This window comes from Mesorhizobium sp. B2-8-9, from assembly GCF_006439475.1.
Taxonomy (GTDB): domain Bacteria; phylum Pseudomonadota; class Alphaproteobacteria; order Rhizobiales; family Rhizobiaceae; genus Mesorhizobium.
This window is the reverse complement of sequence record NZ_VFTQ01000006.1, coordinates 18,282-35,364: the sequence shown is the minus strand read 5'-3', so window position 1 is coordinate 35,364 and position 17,083 is coordinate 18,282. Positions and strand designations below refer to the sequence as shown.

Annotated in this window: 13 protein-coding genes; 5 read left to right on the top strand and 8 right to left on the bottom strand. The window is 65.1% G+C overall.

What is annotated here, in order from left to right; all coding sequences use genetic code 11:
* Positions 1–12: 12 nt before the first annotated feature.
* Positions 13–996, bottom strand: a complete 984-nt coding sequence (locus FJ423_RS09500) for an AraC family transcriptional regulator (RefSeq protein ID WP_140841472.1) — start codon at positions 994–996, stop codon at positions 13–15.
* Between the two features lie 140 nt (positions 997–1,136).
* Between FJ423_RS09500 and FJ423_RS09495 the strand changes: the two genes are divergently transcribed.
* Positions 1,137–2,972: a monovalent cation:proton antiporter-2 (CPA2) family protein gene (locus FJ423_RS09495; protein ID WP_140841131.1), complete on the top strand. Its 1,836-nt coding sequence runs from the start codon at positions 1,137–1,139 to the stop codon at positions 2,970–2,972.
* Between the two features lie 9 nt (positions 2,973–2,981).
* Positions 2,982–3,530 carry a DUF924 family protein gene (locus tag FJ423_RS09490; protein ID WP_140841129.1) on the top strand — a complete coding sequence of 183 codons (549 nt, stop codon included), beginning with the start codon at positions 2,982–2,984 and terminating at the stop codon, positions 3,528–3,530.
* 13 nt (positions 3,531–3,543) lie between these two features.
* Here FJ423_RS09490 and folK read toward each other — a convergent pair whose 3' ends face one another.
* Genes folK through folP form a run of 3 tightly spaced genes read right to left on the bottom strand, consistent with a single transcriptional unit; the run spans position 3,544 to position 5,256 of the window.
* The gene (gene folK, locus FJ423_RS09485) at positions 3,544–4,056 is read right to left on the bottom strand and encodes a 2-amino-4-hydroxy-6-hydroxymethyldihydropteridine diphosphokinase (RefSeq protein WP_140841127.1); all 513 of its coding nucleotides are present in this window, start codon (positions 4,054–4,056) and stop codon (positions 3,544–3,546) included.
* A complete protein-coding gene (gene folB, locus FJ423_RS09480) occupies positions 4,040–4,399 on the bottom strand; it encodes a dihydroneopterin aldolase (RefSeq protein ID WP_095765255.1) in 360 nt (119 codons plus the stop codon). The genes folK and folB overlap by 17 nt, the downstream gene beginning before the upstream one ends.
* Before the next feature lie 2 nt (positions 4,400–4,401).
* Entirely contained in the window at positions 4,402–5,256 is an 855-nt protein-coding gene (gene folP / locus FJ423_RS09475; RefSeq protein WP_140841125.1) for a dihydropteroate synthase, read from the bottom strand.
* Positions 5,257–5,340: 84 nt separating this feature from the next.
* On the opposite strand from folP, the gene FJ423_RS09470 reads away from it, so the two are divergent.
* The gene (locus FJ423_RS09470; RefSeq protein WP_095765253.1) at positions 5,341–5,961 is read left to right on the top strand and encodes a DUF922 domain-containing protein; all 621 of its coding nucleotides are present in this window, start codon (positions 5,341–5,343) and stop codon (positions 5,959–5,961) included.
* 206 nt (positions 5,962–6,167) lie between these two features.
* Entirely contained in the window at positions 6,168–7,646 is a 1,479-nt protein-coding gene (locus FJ423_RS09465; RefSeq protein ID WP_140841123.1) for an MDR family MFS transporter, read from the top strand.
* Between the two features lie 150 nt (positions 7,647–7,796).
* Here FJ423_RS09465 and FJ423_RS09460 read toward each other — a convergent pair whose 3' ends face one another.
* From FJ423_RS09460 to FJ423_RS09450, 3 genes are all read right to left on the bottom strand, one after another.
* On the bottom strand, positions 7,797–8,828 hold the full coding sequence (locus FJ423_RS09460; protein ID WP_140841121.1) for an NAD(P)/FAD-dependent oxidoreductase: 1,032 nt from the start codon (positions 8,826–8,828) through the stop codon (positions 7,797–7,799).
* A gap of 293 nt (positions 8,829–9,121) precedes the next feature.
* On the bottom strand, positions 9,122–9,442 hold the full coding sequence (locus FJ423_RS09455; protein WP_095765250.1) for a 2Fe-2S iron-sulfur cluster-binding protein: 321 nt from the start codon (positions 9,440–9,442) through the stop codon (positions 9,122–9,124).
* Positions 9,443–9,543: 101 nt separating this feature from the next.
* Positions 9,544–9,912, bottom strand: a complete 369-nt coding sequence (locus tag FJ423_RS09450; RefSeq protein ID WP_140542794.1) for an Hpt domain-containing protein — start codon at positions 9,910–9,912, stop codon at positions 9,544–9,546.
* Between the two features lie 300 nt (positions 9,913–10,212).
* Here FJ423_RS09450 and FJ423_RS09445 point away from each other — a divergent pair, with 300 nt between their 5' ends.
* Complete coding sequence (locus tag FJ423_RS09445) at positions 10,213–16,326, top strand: kinesin (RefSeq protein WP_140841119.1); 6,114 nt, start codon at positions 10,213–10,215, stop codon at positions 16,324–16,326.
* A gap of 99 nt (positions 16,327–16,425) precedes the next feature.
* Here the strand turns inward: FJ423_RS09445 and FJ423_RS09440 are convergent, their stop codons facing one another.
* A complete protein-coding gene (locus FJ423_RS09440) occupies positions 16,426–17,079 on the bottom strand; it encodes an ABC-type transport auxiliary lipoprotein family protein (RefSeq protein WP_140841116.1) in 654 nt (217 codons plus the stop codon).
* Between the last annotated feature and the right edge of the window lie 4 nt (positions 17,080–17,083).

Sequence of the window (17,083 nt, the reverse complement as noted above, 5' to 3'; positions counted from 1 at the left end):
ATGATATGTACCTTATAATCCGAAATTCATGTTCGTTCGTCCGGGAATTGTGCGGCGCACAACGCCTGGCGAGACATTGGTGATGCGTTTGAACGCGCGCGCGAAGGATGCTTCGCTATCATAGCCCAAACGGGTAGCGACCTCGGCAACCGACAGGCCGTTTTGCCCGAGCAACTCGCGGGCAAGCTGCATCCGCAGACGGGCGAGATAGTGGGCAGCGCCCTCCCCTAACACAGCGCTGAAGCGCTCGGCGAAAATCGAGCGCGATTGGCCTGCCAGGGCGGCAAGGCTTTCCAGGGTCCAGTTATGGCCGGGGTCTCGATGCATGGCTGCCAGAGCGCGGCCTATATGGGGATCGCGGATGGCTGCAAGCCAGCCGGTGGTCGAAGCTCCAGTGCAATTGACCCAGCAGCGGATAAGCCGGGCGGTCAGCAAGTCGGCCATGCGCGACAGAATCGTGGCGCTGCCCATCTGCGGTTGCGCGGCCTCCGCCGTCATAGCCGCCAGCAAAGGACGGACGACCGGATCGTTGCCGGCCACATCGCACCCCTTGATAATAGATGGCATCAACGTGATCAGTGGATTGAGCGCACAGACGCCCAGGGCCATGGAGCCGCAGAAAAGGGTACTTGTCGCGCCCGTCCCTTCCCGCACCACCTCACAGACATTGCTCCCCAACTTGGTAACCTGGCAACTCTCGAGCGAGTCGTCGACAACGTCCGGCGCACTAGCCAGCCGATGGGCGATGCCTTGCGGCAACAGCACCAGATCGCCATCGCGCAACTCCTGCCAGCCTTCCGCCTCGGTAAAAATCCAGCACGGACCCTGGCCGACAAAGTGAAAGCGAAGCAGCTTCTGTTGCGGAAAGGCGATGCTCCATGGATGCCGCAGCTCGCAGCGGCCATAGTTGACCCCACTCAAGCGAAAGTCCTGTAGGACTTCGCTGAGCGCATCCATCGGGATATGCAGAGGCGGGCGGGACGAATAGTCAGGCATTCGGTTACTGTACATGCCGAACGTCCGGCAGGCAAGCTGAGGCCGCTTCAACGGCACCCTACCCTTCAAGTCAGTCCGCCCGCCCTTGCCTCTCGCTCCCGGGGCATGCAAGGAGTGCTTCGAGCAACGGGACGACAGGCATGGCAGTTGAAGCGTCGAGCAGCGATCTGGTGCAGGTGGTGGCGCTGCTCGCCGCGGGCGTCGTCGCCGTGCCGATCTTCAAGCGCATGGGGCTGGGCTCGATCCTGGGCTACCTCGCCGCCGGCGTGGTCATCGGTCCGTTCGGCCTGCGCATCTTTTCTGAATCGGAAGCGATCCTCCACGTCGCCGAGCTCGGCGTCGTCATGTTCCTGTTCATCATCGGGCTGGAGATGCAGCCGTCGCGGCTCTGGGGCCTGCGTCGCGAGATTTTTGGCCTGGGTGCCTTGCAGGTCGGCGTCTGCGCAGTCCTGCTCACTCTCGTCGGACTGGCTGGAGGCTTTCCCATCGCGCAGTCCTTCGTCGCCGGCGCCGGCTTCGTCCTGACCTCGACGGCGATCGTCATGCAGTTGCTCGAAGAGCGCGGTGAGATCGCCACGCCGAAAGGCCAGCGCATCGTCTCCATCCTGCTGCTCGAAGACCTGATGATCGTGCCGCTGCTCGCGCTTATCGCATTCCTCGCGCCGGGCGGCGCCGAAACCAGCCTTTCGGAGCGGCTGACCGAAGTTGGGATCGGCATCGCCGCGATCGTGGGACTGGTCGTGGCCGGCCGTTACCTGCTCAATCCGCTCTTCCGCATCCTGGCCGATGCCCGCGCCCGCGAGGTCATGACCGCCGCGGCGCTGCTGGTGGTGCTGGGATCGGCCTTGGCCATGCAGCTCTCCGGCCTGTCGATGGCGATGGGCGCCTTCCTCGCTGGCGTGCTGTTGTCGGAATCGACCTTCCGCCACCAGCTCGAAGCCGATATCGAGCCGTTCCGCGGCATCCTGCTCGGCCTGTTCTTCCTCGCCGTCGGCATGTCGCTCGACCTTGGCGTCGTAGCCCAGAACTGGCGGCTCATCGCCATCTATGTCGTCGCCTACATGGTCATGAAGGCATTCGGCATCTACGTCGTCGCGCGCATTCTGAAAAGCGGCCATCGCGAGGCGCTCGAACGCGCCGTCTTCATGGCGCAGGGCGGCGAGTTCGCCTTCGTGCTCTATTCGTCCGCTGCCGCGGTCGGCATCATCGACGGCCAGGCCAACGCCACGCTGACCGCCATCGTCATCATCTCGATGGTGCTGACACCGCTCGCGATCTTGGCGCTGCGTTACCTCACCCCGCGTGACGAGCAGTCCCTCGACGGCGTCGACATCGCCGACGGCCTCACCGGCAGCGTGCTGATCATCGGCTTCGGCCGCTTCGGCCAGATCGCCAGCCAGCCGCTTTTGCTGCGCGGGATGGACGTCTCGATCATCGACAACGAGGTGGAGATGATCCAGGCGGCGGCCGATTTCGGCTTCAAAGTCTATTACGGCGACGGCACAAGGCTGGACATCCTGCATGCGGCTGGCGCCGGGCGCGCCCGCGCGGTGCTGATCTGCGTTGACAAGCCCGACGCCGCCGTGCGCATCGCGCAGCTTATCAAGGCCGAATTTCCACTGGTCACCATCCTGGCGCGCGCCTTCGACCGCGGCACCGCGCTGCAGCTCGTGCGCGCCGGCGTCGACTATCAGCTGCGCGAGACCTTCGAATCGGCGCTGGTCTTCGGCGGCTCCGCGCTGGAGGCGCTTGGCGTCGATCCCGAGGAGGTCGCCGAAGTCATTGAGGATGCGCGACGCCGCGACGAAGCGCGCTTCGAGACGCAATTGGCCGAGGGCGTGCGCGCCGGCCAGCGTTTCCTCAAGGGCAATATCGGCACGCCGATCCCGACGCCGCTCACGCAGCCACGCCGCGCCGGCCGCGCGCTGAACCAGGAAACCGCCGTCGTGCTGAACCAGGCAGAGACCAAGAACTGAGAGGCAAATATGGCAGAGCTTGATCCGCGAGCGCTTTCGGTCATCGCATTCTGGCGCGACGCCGGCGAGGACGCCTGGTTCGAAAAGAGCGACGCCTTCGACGCCGATTTCCGCGGCCGCTTTCTCGAGCTGCATTACGCCGCTGCGCGGCGCGAATGCGACGACTGGAATGGGTATGCCGAAGGATCGCTGGCGTTGATGATCCTGCTCGATCAGTTCCCGCGCAACTGCTTCCGCGGCACCGGCCACATGTACGCGACCGATCCGCTCGCCAGATACTTCGCCGACAGGGCGATCGCCGCCGGTCAGGACCTCGAGCTGGAAGAACCGGTTCGCGTCTTCCTCTATCTGCCATTCGAGCATTCCGAAGTGCTGGCGGATCAGGAACGGTCGGTCGAGCTAACGGTCGCCAGGGCGCCCGACTATCTGAAATACGCCGATGAGCATCTGGAGATCATCCGGCGCTTCGGTCGCTTTCCGCACCGCAACCGCATGCTCGGCCGTGCGACGACGGCCGAGGAGCAGGCATTTTTGGACGGCGGCGGGTTTTCGGGCTGACCGGCCGGCTGAACTAAGCGAGCCACCATTCGCGGCCCGAAGGCAGCCGCTCGATGCCGGACGTATCGACGGCTTCGAGCCGCTCCGATACGCTTCTGCCGCCGACGGAAAGCCCTGGCGCGATCTCGGCCAGCGGCGCCAGCACGAAGGCGCGCTCCAGCATGCGCGGATGCGGCACTTCGAGGCCGGTCTCGTGGATCACCCGGTCGCCGAACACCAGGATGTCTATATCGATGAGGCGCGGCCCCCAGCGCTCCTCGCGCACGCGTTTCAGCCGCTTCTCGACATCGAGGCAAAGCTCAAGCAGCGCGCGTGGCGAAAGCGCCGTCTCGATCGCGGCAGCGGCATTGAGGAAATCGGGCTGGTCGAGCTTGCCCCACGGCGGCGTGCGGTAGAGCGACGAGACGGCGGTGACGCGCGTCGCGTCGTCGCCGTCCAGCATGCGCAATGCCGCGCCCATGGATTTCGCCGGCTCGCCGAGATTGCCGCCGAGACTGAGGTAGACGGCGCTATTCTGGCCAGACAACGGTCACCTCGACATGATCGAGCACGCCCGGCACCGGGGCGTTCGGCTTGCGCACGGTGATCGCGGCTTTCCTGATCTGCGAGAATCGCGCTGTCAGCGCCTTCGCCACCTCCAGCGCCAGCGCCTCGATCAGGAAGCGGCGATGTCCGGTCACGATCTTTTCGATGACCGAGAAGGCGACGCCATAATTGACGGTGTCCTCGATGGAATCCTCGGTCAGCGGCCGGCTTGGCTCGACCGTCAGCTCGGCATCGACGTAGAAACGCTGGCCAAGCGTCTCCTCCTCGTCCAGCACGCCGTGGCGGGCGAAGAAGGCGCAGTTCTTCATGCGGATGAGGTACATGATCAGTGTCCGGGAGGAAGCTCGGTTTCGCGTTGAAGCATAGCATCGGTGACCGCCAGCGCATCCACGTTGATTGCGACATCGTGGACGCGAAACAGGTCGGCTCCCTTCAAGCGCAGGATGACACTGGTGGCCGCCGTGCCGGCAGCCCGTTCCGCGGGATCGCGCCCGGTGGCCGTGCCGATGAAGCGCTTGCGCGAGGTTCCGGCCATCAACGGGTAGCCGAGCGCCTGAAGCTCGGAAAAACGCGCCATCAGGTCGAGGTTTTCCTCCGCCGTTTCCTTGGCGAAGCCGAAGCCGGCATCGAGCACGATCTGGCTGTCGGCAACATTGCCGGCACGCGCGATCTCCAGCGATTTGCGCAGGAACAGGAACTGGTCCTCGATCACGTCGGGCAGCTTCTGCCGTTCGCGCCCGGTATGCATGATGACGAGCCCGGCGCCTGTCTCGGCCGCGACGCGCGCGATGCCCGGCTCACGCTGCAGCCCCCAGACGTCGTTGACGATATGGGCGCCGGCGGCGACGCCAAGCCGCGCGGTGTCCTCGCGATAGGTGTCGACCGAGATCAGCGCCTCGCCGGAAGCGGCGAGCGCCGCGATGACCGGCAGCACGCGCGCCTGTTCTTCCTCGGCGGAGATCGGGGCGAAACCGGGCCGCGTCGATTCCCCGCCGACGTCGATGATCGCCGCGCCCTGCTTCACCATGCGGTGCGCCTGCTCCAGCGCCTTCTCGGGCGCGATGAACAGGCCGCCGTCCGAAAAGCTGTCGGGCGTCACGTTGAGGATGCCGGCGATGACCGCCTTCGGACCGAGGTCGAGATAGCGTCCATGCGCCAGCTGCCATCGCCTTGTCGTCATTGTCCATCAACCATGCGTGATCCGCGCGAAATCAATTCCGTTGCGCTGGCGACGGCCCTAAAGCAAGGTGCGTGAAGAGGCAATATGATGAACCGCTCCCTGCTCTGCGCCCTGATGCTCTCGCTCACTGCCCTGCCGGCGGGCGCGGCCAGTCTGGTCAAGACCTACAGCTATTTCAGCGTCGGCGGCCGCACGCTCGACGATATCCAGAACCAGCTGTCGAGAAACGGCCCCGAGGTGAAGAGCACCGGCTCGCGGCATCCCGGCGCCACGCAAATGGCCTTCACCACCCGCATCAGCTACGCGCAGAGCGCCGGGTCCTGCCGCATCGCCGACGCGGCCGTCACCTTGAAGGTCAAGGTAATCCTCCCCGAATGGCGGCGCCCGCGCAAATCCGATCCCGGCGTCAGGCTGGTCTGGGATACGCTCTCGGCCGACATCAAGCGGCATGAGGAGCGCCATGTCGAGATCGCCAAGAACCATGCGCGCCTGCTCGAGGATGCGCTGAAGGCACTCCCACCGCAAAAGACCTGCGAGCAGGCGAAGCTCAACGCCGCCGCGGTCCAGGCAGCCGAGCTCGCCAGGCACGATCAGGACCAGGTCCGCTTCGACCGCGTCGAGAGCGTCAATTTCGAAAGCCGTATCCTTCGGCTGATGCGCTACCGGATGGAGCGTGTCGAAGCCGGCCAGCTGCCGCCGCCTTGATCTGAGGCAAGCCTTATCCGAGGCCAATTTCGCCCAAGCATGGTGCCAGACCGGGAAAACTTTCGAAGGACGGTCGAAATCGGTCTATATCGAACGACATATAGCGGGTACCAAACGCTCGAGCCGCTATCCACGATGAGAAATGACAGGCGTGAGCGGCCAGAGCCGCCTTGCGCGCCAAGTATCAGCCTTTGAAAGAACGACGCATGGACCAGACCGTCGAGACGATGGCGCCGAAAGCCGCGCCGCTGATGAGCGAGAGCGAGAAGAATACCATCATCGGCGGCGTGCTGTTGTCGATGCTGCTGGCGGCCCTCGATCAGACCATCGTAGCCCCTGCCCTGCCGACGATCGCCGGCGCGCTCGGCCATGCCGAATATCTGCCGTGGATCGTCACCGGCTATCTTCTGACCGCGACCGCGATGGCGCCGCTCTACGGCAAGATTTCCGATGTCTACGGGCGCCGCCCTGTCATCTACGCCGCCATCCTCGTCTTCCTGCTCGGGTCGCTGGTCAGCGCGCTCGCTCCCAACATGCTGGTGCTGGTCATCGGCCGCGCCATCCAGGGCGCCGGCGGCGGCGGTCTCTTCGCGCTGGCCCAGACGGTCATCGGCGACCTCGTGCCGCCGCGCGAACGCGCCCGCTATGCGGCCTGGATCGCAGGCACATGGGCGGTCGCCAGCGTCGCCGGCCCGCTGCTCGGCGGCGTGTTTGCCGAGCATCTGCACTGGTCGCTGATCTTCTGGATCAACCTGCCGATCGGCTTCCTGGCCATGGCCATCATCAACAACCCGTTGAAGAAGCTGCCGGTCGCGGCCAAGAACCATCGCATCGACGGCTTGGGCGCCGTGCTGCTGGTTATCGCCACGACGCTTCTGCTCCTGGCGCTCAGCTGGGGCGGCAGTGCCTATCCCTGGTTTTCCCGCGAAATCCTTGGGCTGGTTGGCTGCTCGGTGGTGTTCTGGGCCTTCTTCGCGCTCAGGCTGCTCAAGGCGGCCGAGCCTTTGATCTCGCTCGAAGTGTTGGGTAACCCGATCGTGCTCGCCGGCACACTGTCGATGTTCCTCTTGCAGGCCGCAAATATCGGCGCGTCGGTATACCTGCCGGTCTATCTGCAATCGGTCGTCGGGCTTTCGGTCAGCGAATCCGGCACCGCGATGCTTGGCCTCCTGCTCGGCACGGTCGCCGGCGCGACCTTCAGCGGCCGCACGATCCCGCGCTTTGTCCACTACAAGCGCATCGCGATGATCGGCGTCGGCCTGGCCATCGTCTGCATCGGCGTGCTCAGTGCCATTGCGGAACACGCCTCGCTGCTCGAGGTGGAAATCCTGACCACTTTGATCGGCCTGGGCAGCGGAACGACATTCCCGGTTGCCACCGTCTCGGTCCAGAATGCCGTCGATCGCGCGCATCTCGGTGTCGCGACGGGCGTTCTGACCTTCCTGCGCACGCTGGGCGGCGCGCTCGGCGTGGCCATGCTCGGCGCCGTCGCGCTCGGCTACGGCCTGCCATTGTCCTCAGAAGGCTCGCAGACGCATATCCATCCGGCATCGGCGTTGCCGTTCGTGATGATCTTCGTCGCCGCTGGAGCAACGCTCGTCCTGGCGCTGATCACGCTGGTCCTGATGCCCGAAAAGGAACTGCGCGGCCACGACGAGCAAACCGCGCCCGCGCTTGCGGAGTAGATCGCTTGAAGGTGTGTTGAGATTCAGGTCAGGCCGAGTCGAGAAGGGCAGTTTCCGAGAACCGGAGCGGAGCGTACTTGAAGTACGTGAGCACCGGAAGCGCAGGAAGCTGCCGTTCGCAGTCCGGCATCACCTGAATATCTATACGCCTTAATCATGCACGCCGAGCTTCTTCTGCAGGCTGGTCGACGAGGTCGTGTACTGAAAGACGATGCGCTCGCCCGGGCTGACGATCCGCTTGGCGGCCTGCGCCATCAGCGCCACCTCATGGAAGCCTGACAGGATCAGCTTGAGCTTGCCTGGATACCAGTTGATGTCGCCGACGGCAAAGATGCCCGGGATCGACGTCTGGAACTTCTCGGTGTCGACCGGGATCAGGTTCTCGTTGAGGTTAAGGCCCCATTCGGCTATCGGCCCGAGCTTCATGGTGAGGCCGAAGAACGGCAGCATGCGGGTGCACGGCACCTCGACGTCGCCATCCGGACCACCCTTGATGGTCGCCGATGACAGCTGGCCGTCGGCGCCGGCAAGGCCGCTGACCTGGCCGACCAGGAATTCGAGCTGCTTCATCTCCTGCATGGCATACATTTTGTTGACGCTGTCGGGCGCGGCCCGGAATTCCGGGCGGCGATGCACCAGCGTCACGCTCTTGGCGATCGGCTGCAGGTTGAGCGTCCAGTCGAGCGCCGAATCGCCGCCGCCGACGATGACGAGATCGTGGCCGCGAAATTCCTCCATGCGTCGGACCGAATAGAAGACGCTCTTGCCTTCGTACTCCTCAATGCCCGGAATGGGCGGACGCTTGGGCTGGAACGAGCCGCCGCCAGCGGCGATCACCACCACCTTGGCCTCGAACAATTCACCTTCGTCGGTAGCGACGCGGAAACTGCCGTCCTCCAGCTGTTCAAGGCTCGACACCATGCGGTTGAAGGTGAAGTCCGGCTTGAACGGATGGATCTGCTCCATGAGCTTGTCGACCAGGCCTTGCGCGGAGATCATCGGCCAGCCTGGAATGTCGTAGATCGGCTTTTCAGGATAGAGCTCGGCGCATTGGCCACCGGGACGATCGAGAATGTCGATCAGATGGCATTTCATGTCGAGCAGACCGAGCTCGAACACGGCGAACAGGCCGATCGGCCCTGCCCCGACAATGAGAACGTCCGTTTTGATGGTATCGGTCATGCGCTGCGCCCTGATTGGGAATGCGGCGAGACTGCATGAGCTATCGGCCGCTGCCAAGCTGCCGGCGCGAAAGAATATTGGGAAGCAGCCAAGGTGTGTCGAGATTCAGGTCAGGCCGAGTCGGAGTCGAAGACGGGCGCGAAGCGACCAAACTGGTGACGTCCGAGAACCGGCCTACGCCGGCCGTAGCTTATTTTAACCGCCACGCCATTCGTGAGTGCTTCGGCCGGCAAAGGCCGGAAGCGCAGGAAGTCGCCATTTGCAGGCCGGCCTCACCTGAATATCGACGCGCCTTAACCCTGGCGCGCGGGGACCCGAACCACCAGCCCGTCCAGCGCGTCGCGCACCTTGATCTGGCAGGAGAGGCGCGAGTTCGGCTGGACCTCGTAGGCGAAGTCCAACATGTCCTCCTCCATCGCCTCCGGCTCGCCGACCTCCGCTGTCCATGCTTCGTCGACATAGACATGGCAGGTCGCGCAGGCACAGGCGCCGCCGCATTCGGCTTCGATGCCCGGAACCGCATTGCGGATCGCGTTTTCCATGACTGTCGAGCCGTTTTCGGCTTCCACGTCAAATCGGGTCCCGTCATGGGCGATGTAAGTCAGCTTGGTCATTAAGTCACCTGAGGAGTCGCAGCCGAGATAATCACTCTGCCGGACAAGTCAACTGCGGCGCGAAAGCGCCACGAAATGACGTTTTTCAGAAAGGCGGGATACTAGCGGCTGATGCCGGCGATGAAGTCGCGCACTTCCTCGATCAGCGTGCTGAGCCGCTTGAGCGCCCGGACGTCTTCCGGCTGGGTTTCGATGATCGCCGCACAGTCGGCCACCGCAAAGGCGCCGATGCCGCGCGCCGAGCCCTTCAGGCCATGCGCCAGAAGCACCCTTTGCCTCGCGTCGGCATCCGCTATCTGGTCACGGACCGACAGCGACTGATGCACGAACAGCGCCAGCACCTCGCGTTCGAGGTCGCGGTCGCCCATTGTCTGGCGTGCCAGATGGCCGAGATCCACCGGTCGGGCTCCAGCCGTTCCGGAGGCGTCGCCCCCCGGCATGGAAAACGCAATACCACTTTCGCCACGCATACGCACTGCAACTCCATCAAGCGGGCAGACGGGCCCACGAAAATAGGCGCTCCCGGTCGCCAACGGGTTAACGACTGCAGGGAAAAATGTTGTCACGGAGGCAGCCGGATCACGTCTCCGTTAACCTTATATTTAAAGTTTTACGTATCGCCCGGAATGCATGTTTTCTTTACCCCTGTGTGTCATTACGATACGAAGGTCCATTTTTCAGCCTCCTGCGCGGGATAGACAAGCCAGAATCGGGCCAGAATCAGGCCAAAATCATAAGTCCCGCGGCAGCTAGTACAGGGTAGCGAAGGCATGGCTAAGAAACCAACGACGACGAAGTCTCTCGAGAATGACGTGGCCGCGGAACTGGAAAAGGCGCTTGACCTTGACCTTAACGGCGACGAAGGCGGCCTCGACATGGCGGCGTCGATGGAGGATCTCGAAGCGCAGATTTCGGCGGCGGCCGACGAGCTGGCGCGCGAAGGGCGCAGCCATAGGACGGAGCCGGCAAACAATCCCCAGCCTGCCAACCCCCAGCCTCCGAGGGCGCCCGCTGCCAAGCCGGCCGAGTTGCGCCCGGTCGAGCCGCGCAATGGGCAGCCGTCCGGCTTTACGCCTCCAGCCGGCTTCACGCCCGCCAATGATGACCGCCAGAAGGACTACAAGACGCTGCTGCACAGCCTCAATCGCCGTGCGTCCAGCACCGTCTACTGGGTGATCGCCTTTATCTCGCTGGCCTGGATCGCCGGCGCCGGCGGCCTGGCCAACCTGTTGTTCGGTCCCGGCATCTGGAAGATCCGTACCGTCGACCAGTTCTTCGCCCGTCCCGAGTTGATCGGCCTGGCGGTTGCCGCGATCGTTCCGGTCATCCTGTTCTGGGCTTTCGCCGCCATGATCCGGCGCGCGCAGGAAATGCGCCTCGCCGCGCAATCCATGACCGAGGTCGCCTTCCGCCTGGCGGAGCCCGAAAACCTCGCCCAGGACCGTGTCATGATGATCGGCCAGGCCGTTCGCCGCGAGGTGGCGGCCATGGGCGAAGGCATCGAGCGCACCCTGGCCCGCGCGGTCGAGCTCGAAACGCTCGTCCACGGCGAAGTCAGCCAGCTCGAACGCTCCTATTCCGAGAACGAGGCCCGCATCCGTTCGCTGGTCGACGGTCTCGGCAGTGAGCGCGAGGCGGTCGTCACCCATGCCGAGCGCGTGCGCGCCTCCATCGCCAGCGCTCACGAGACGCTGCGCGACGAGATCGGCTCGGCCAGCGACATCATCCGCGACTCGATCCTCAACGCGTCGACCAAGCTGTCGATGACGATCAACAATTCCGGCGACACGCTGATCGACCGCATCAATGAAAGCTCGACGTCGATCTTCGATTCGGTGGAATCGCGCCTTGACAACATCACGGACCGTCTTTCGACCTCCGGCGAGGCCTTCGCGAGCCTGCTCGACACCCGTATCGCCAAGCTCACCGACACCACGGACGGCCTGACACGCTCGCTAACCGACCTGCTCGACGACCGCACCAACGGCATGGTCTCGCTACTCGGCGGCGCGGCGCGTACCTTGAGTTCGGAGTTCGAGACGAGCCTCAGCGGCATCGAACGGACCCTGGCCGAACGCGGTCAGGCGCTGATCAGCGAATTCCAGACCCGCGCCGAGGCGCTCGACACCGGTACGCAGAAACTCAACGCCGCCCTCGAAGCCCGCGCCCGCCAGATCAACGAGACGCTGGTCGAGCGCGCCCGCGAGATCGCGCACACCTTCGCCGAGAGCAAGGACCAACTGTCGTCGATGATCGACCAGGGCAAGACGCAGATCGGCGCCGACATGGCGGACATCATCTCGTCGACCTCTTCCATGCTCGAAGCCCGCGCCACCGACTTCGCCGGACGCATGGAAGCGGCCCGGCATGTCGTGTCGCGCTCATTCGATTCCGACATCCAGCGGCTGGCCGATGCCCGTGTCGGCATCGAGGAAGCCGTCGAGAACCACAGCCGTGCGCTTTCGGAGAGCCGCGAGCGCATGGCGGCCGCCATGCAGGAGGACCTGGCGAAATTCGCCGAAGGCCGCGTGGCAATCGATGCCGCCGTCACCAACCAGGTGCAGAAGCTGGCAGAAGGCCGCAGCCTGATCTCGCGCGCGCTGGAAGAAGACCTGCGCAAGGTCAACGAGTCGCGCGCTGCCATCGATGCGTCGCTGGGCAGCCATCTGGAGCAGCTCGAAGAAGGCCGCAACCGCCTGTCCCAGGTCTTGAACGAAGACTCCGGCAGGCTCGTCCAAGCCCGTACTATGATTGACGAAATGGTCGCCGGCCATGTCGGGAAGCTGGCCGAAGGCCGCAACATCCTGGCGCGCGCCCTGGAGGCCGATCTCAACAAGCTGCAGGACAGCCGCGCCTCCATCGACGGCCTTGTCGCCGGTCAGGTCGAGAAGATCGCCGAGGGCCGCGCGGTGCTCGCCAAAGCGCTCGAGACCGACATCATCGGCATCCGTGGCCTGATCGAGACCCACTCGACCAAGCTCGCCGAGGACCGCGGCGAGCTCAGCCGCGCCCTTGAAAGCGATCTGAGCGGCATCCGCGGCCTGATCGACAGCCACGCCGGCAAGCTCGCCGAGGACCGCAGCCTGCTGTCGCACACGCTGGAAGCCGACCTCGCCAAGCTCGCCGAAAGCCGCGCCTCGATCGACGGCCTTGTCGCCGGCCAGGTCGAGAAGCTCGCCGAAGGCCGCGACATCCTCAAGCGTGCCCTGGAAGCCGACCTCAACGCCATCAAGGGTGCCATCGCGGGACATTCGGACAAGGTTCTGGAAGATCGCTCACAGCTTTCGAAAGCGCTTGAAACCGACCTGCAGGCCGTCAGCGGCGCCATCGCCGACCATCAAAACCGGCTCGTTCAGGACCGTTCCGTGCTGTCGAAGTCGCTGGAGGACGATCTCGCCAAGCTGGCGGAGAGCCGCTCCAGCATCGACGGGCTGGTCGCCGGCCAGGTCGAGAAGCTCGCCGAAGGCCGCGACATCCTCAAGCGCGCGCTGGAGGCCGACCTCAACACAATCCAGGGCGCGATCGTCGATCATTCGCAGAAGATCACCGATCACCGCGCCGAGCTTTCGCGTGCGCTGGAGACCGATATGGCTAATGCCAGCGGCCTCATGCAGACCCATGCCGACCAGCTGTCGCAGAACCGGGCGACGCTGTCCAAGGCGCTCGAGGACGATCTTGCCAAGCTCGCCGAGAGCCGCGCCGGCATCGACGGCCTGGTCTCCGGCCAGGTCGAGAAGCTCGCGGAAGGCCGCGACATCCTCAAGCGTGCGCTGGAAGCCGACCTCGCCAAGCTCGCCGAAAGCCGTTCCTCGATCGACGGCCTGGTCGCCGGCCAGGTCGAGAAGCTCGCCGAAGGCCGCGATATCCTTAGGCGCGCCCTCGAAGCGGACCTTCAGAAGCTGACGGAAAGCCGCTCGGAGATCGACGACGTCATCGCCGGCCATGTCGGCAAGCTGTCCGAGGGCCGCAACATGCTGGCCAAGGCCCTCGAGGACGATCTCGTCAAGCTTGCCGATGCGCGCAAGGACGTCGACCGTTCGGTTTCCGGCCATATTGACCAGATCGCTGCCCGAAGCAGCGATATCTCGGCGGCGATTGCCGCCGATGTCGAGAAGATCGAGCAGGCCTTCAGCCGGCAGACCGGTGTCATCGAGGAGCGCGCCGGCACCATGGAGCGTGCGCTGTCGACCGGCGTCGACAATGTCCGCGGCGTGCTGGAAAAGACCGCTGTGTTCGTGGCGGGCGCGCTGCGCGACAAGGTCATGGAAATCACCAGCACCCTGCACGAGCAGGCCGGTGCGGCTTTCAGCGACGCCGACCGCAAGATCGCCGAACGCGCCGAGCAGACTTCCGCCGCGCTGCTTGCCAGGGCCGAGGACATCGCGCAGGCTTTCGAGGCAGCGGACCGCCGCCTGCACGAGCGCGCCCAGGATACGTCCAACATGCTGATGGCGCGCGCCGACGACGCCTCCAACTCGCTCATGGCCCGCGCCGAGGAAACCGCCAACAAGCTGGCCGCGCGCGCCGGCGACATCGCCAACACCTTCGACGCAGCCGACCAGAAGCTGGTTGCCCGCGCCGTCGAGACAGCGCAGTCGCTGGCCGCACGCGCCGGCGACATCCTGCGCAACTTCGAGGGCGCCGACGAGCGGCTTTCGATGCGCATCAGCGAATCGGCCGAAGCGCTGGCCGCCCGCGCCTCGGACCTCGGCCGCATCTTCGACAGCGCCGACCAGCATCTGATCTCGCGTATTGCCGAGGGCTCGGAAGCACTGTCATCGCGGGCGTCCGAAATTGCCCGTATCTTCGACGACGCCGACAGCCGTTTGGTATCGCGTATCGCCTCGAGCACCTCGACCATCGGCGAGCATGCCGACACGATCGTCGGTGCCTTCGCGGCGACCGAACAGCGCGTCGCCGACCGTGCCCGCCAAACCGGGCAGGAGCTTGCCGTGCATGCCCGCGAGATCGAGCAGGCGCTGGCGGGAGCCGACGAGCGGCTGGCCGCAAGCGCCTCGGCCGCGGCCGCCCGTGTCGAGGACCAGGTGGCGAGCGTGGAAAACCGCCTCGCCTACAGCGCCGAGACCATGGGCCAGAAGCTCAACGAGCAGGTCTCCAGCGCCGAGGCCCAGCTCATCTCGCGCGCCAATGTCATCGCCGAGACCTTCACGGCGGTCGGCCAGCATATCGGCCAGAGCACCAACGAGGCCGCGCGCACGATCGGCGCCAACACCCGCGAGCTCAACACCATGCTCGCGGCGCGTTCGGCAGAGATGGCGAAAATTCTCGACGAGACGGCCAAGCCGCTGGTCGAGCGCTTCGCCCAGGGCGGCTCCGAGCTGCAGCGCAGCATGGAAGAGGTCACCGAACGGGCGGCCGAGAAGCTGCGCAGCGAGAACACGAACCTCGTCAATGCTCTCGCCACCCGCACGGCCGAGACGCTGTCGGCCGTCGAAGGCGCCCGCTCGTCGCTTGCCGACAGCGTGGCCGATCTTATCGGCCGCATGACGACCTCCAGCGCGCAACTCGGCCAATTGATCGACCAGGCTGCCGTCAATCTCGGCCAGGTCGAGGAGCGGCTCTCCGGCAGCACGCAGAGCTTCGCCACGACCACGGAGAAGGCCGCCCAGACTTTCGCCAGTTCGGCGCGTCTGGTCGATTCCAACACGACACGGCTCACCGACCTGTCCTCGGCGACGCTGCGCGAGGTGGCCTCGATCGCGACCAAGTTCGACGAACACAGCCGGTTGCTCTCCAGCGCCTCGAATTTGCTCAGCTCCGCGCAAAGCAATCTTGAGCACACGCTGGAGCGTCAGTCCTCGCTGGAAGACCTCGCCGTCGGCCTGGTCAAGAAGTCGGAAGATCTCGAGAAGGTGATGCGCTCCTTCGAAAACCTCGTCGGCCAGACGATGCAGACCGCGGAGGGCCGCACGATGGAATCGGCGGAAAAGATCCGCGCCGCCATCGCCGACGTCGTCGATTCGGCGACACGGCGCTTTGCCGACGCGACCGAAGAGATGCGTCGCACCGCAGGCTCGATCAAGAGCGAGCTCGACCTTACCCGCGCCGAGCTGAAGAAGGGCGTGATCGAGATGCCGGAGGAGGCTAAGGAATCGACCTCGGCCATTCGTCGCGCTGTCGCAGAGCAAATCAATGCGCTCAAGGAACTGTCGGATATCGTTGCGAAATCCGGCCGCAGCGGCAGCAGCGAACAGGGCGAGCCACGCGGCCTGCGCCCTGCTCCGCAGGCGCCGGCCCGAGCCGCCGAACCGCCGCTGCGCCGTCCCCCGGCCCCGCAGCCACAGCAGCAATCGCAACCAACGGCCCGCGCTCCGCAGGCGCCGCTCGCGGAGACCACGCTGCGCGGCACGCTCGATCTTGAACGCCCCGCCGAGGCGCCGCGCCGCGATCCGAACGGCAAGCCCGCGCAGGGCGGATGGGTGCGCGACCTCCTGACCAATGCGTCGCGTGAGGAAGAGCTGCGGCCGGCAACGCCGGCGGAAGCGCCGCGCGCGACGCCTGCCCAGCGCTCGCCGCTGCATGTCATGGAGTCGCTCAACTCGCTCTCCGTCGACATCGCGCGGGCCATCGACCATGACGCCTCGATCGAGCTCTGGAACCGCTACCGGCGGGGCGAGCGCGACGTCTTCACCCGTCGCCTCTACACGCTGAAGGGCCAGCAGACCTTCGACGAGATCCGCCGCAAGTATCAGGCCGAGGCGGAATTCCGCGCCGCGGTCGACCGTTACTGCGAGGATTTCGAGAAGCTGCTCAAGGATGTCTCGCGCAACGACCGCGACAACATCATGGCGCAGACCTATCTGACGTCCGACACAGGCAAGGTCTATACCATGCTGGCCCATGCCAGCGGCCGGCTCCAGTGAGCGGCCGACAAGTCTGACAAAAAAGGCGGGCCTCGGCCCGCCTTTTTCTTTTGTCCGTTGATCGATGGAATTGGTTTCCCGTCGCCTTGGCGCCCGCGTTCAGATCGTCGAATCCGTCCAGCGGACGATGTCGGTCGCCGCCTGGCCGAAGGCGTTGTCCAGCGCGCCGACGTAAGCTGCATTGCCGCCGCCAGAGACCGGGGCGCTCGCGGTGAAGTTCTTCGAGGCGCGCACCTCGCCGTTGCGGTCGTTCAGGATGCGCACGAACAGATCGACATCGGCATGCTCGCCGCCATTGACGCGCACCTCGAAGGAGCGCACCTCGACGATGATCTGGTAGTCGATGGCCAGTCCCTCGCCCGGCTTTCCAACGCCGGCAAAGCTGCCGGAGCGCTGGAAGGTTTCGGCCAGCCTAGCTTGCACGATCAGCGGCAGCCGGTCCGCCCATTGCGCGCCCTTGAGGAACTGGATCGACCGGTCGGAAGGCCTGATGACGATGTTCTGGCTGTCCAGCGCCTTGAGCGCGGACGGCTGGGCGATCAGGATCTGGCGGCGGCTGTGGGCACGCACATCGAGCGACGGCGCGGACAATTCGAACGTGTCGAGCGGCGCCGGCTTGCCGCCCAGTGCCGCGCAGCCGGCGACCGCAAGCACCAGCAACGCTGCGGCGGACGATCTCAAACTACCCGCAACCACCCCGATCGACTTCACGCGTGATCCCCGCTGTCCCCGGATCTTACGATCAACCCGCATTTGC

Bases quoted from the DNA above. Each gene is read 5' to 3' on its own strand.
- FJ423_RS09500 (WP_140841472.1), bottom strand. From the start codon at position 996: ATGCCTGACTATTCGTCCCGCCCGCCTCTGCATATCCCGATGGATGCG.
- FJ423_RS09495 (WP_140841131.1), top strand. From the start codon at position 1,137: ATGGCAGTTGAAGCGTCGAGCAGCGATCTGGTGCAGGTGGTGGCGCTG.
- FJ423_RS09490 (WP_140841129.1), top strand. From the start codon at position 2,982: ATGGCAGAGCTTGATCCGCGAGCGCTTTCGGTCATCGCATTCTGGCGC.
- folB (WP_095765255.1), bottom strand. From the start codon at position 4,399: ATGTACCTCATCCGCATGAAGAACTGCGCCTTCTTCGCCCGCCACGGC.
- folP (WP_140841125.1), bottom strand. From the start codon at position 5,256: ATGACGACAAGGCGATGGCAGCTGGCGCATGGACGCTATCTCGACCTC.
- FJ423_RS09470 (WP_095765253.1), top strand. From the start codon at position 5,341: ATGATGAACCGCTCCCTGCTCTGCGCCCTGATGCTCTCGCTCACTGCC.
- FJ423_RS09465 (WP_140841123.1), top strand. From the start codon at position 6,168: ATGGACCAGACCGTCGAGACGATGGCGCCGAAAGCCGCGCCGCTGATG.
- FJ423_RS09460 (WP_140841121.1), bottom strand. From the start codon at position 8,828: ATGACCGATACCATCAAAACGGACGTTCTCATTGTCGGGGCAGGGCCG.
- FJ423_RS09455 (WP_095765250.1), bottom strand. From the start codon at position 9,442: ATGACCAAGCTGACTTACATCGCCCATGACGGGACCCGATTTGACGTG.
- FJ423_RS09450 (WP_140542794.1), bottom strand. From the start codon at position 9,912: ATGCGTGGCGAAAGTGGTATTGCGTTTTCCATGCCGGGGGGCGACGCC.
- FJ423_RS09445 (WP_140841119.1), top strand. From the start codon at position 10,213: ATGGCTAAGAAACCAACGACGACGAAGTCTCTCGAGAATGACGTGGCC.
- FJ423_RS09440 (WP_140841116.1), bottom strand. From the start codon at position 17,079: ATGCGGGTTGATCGTAAGATCCGGGGACAGCGGGGATCACGCGTGAAG.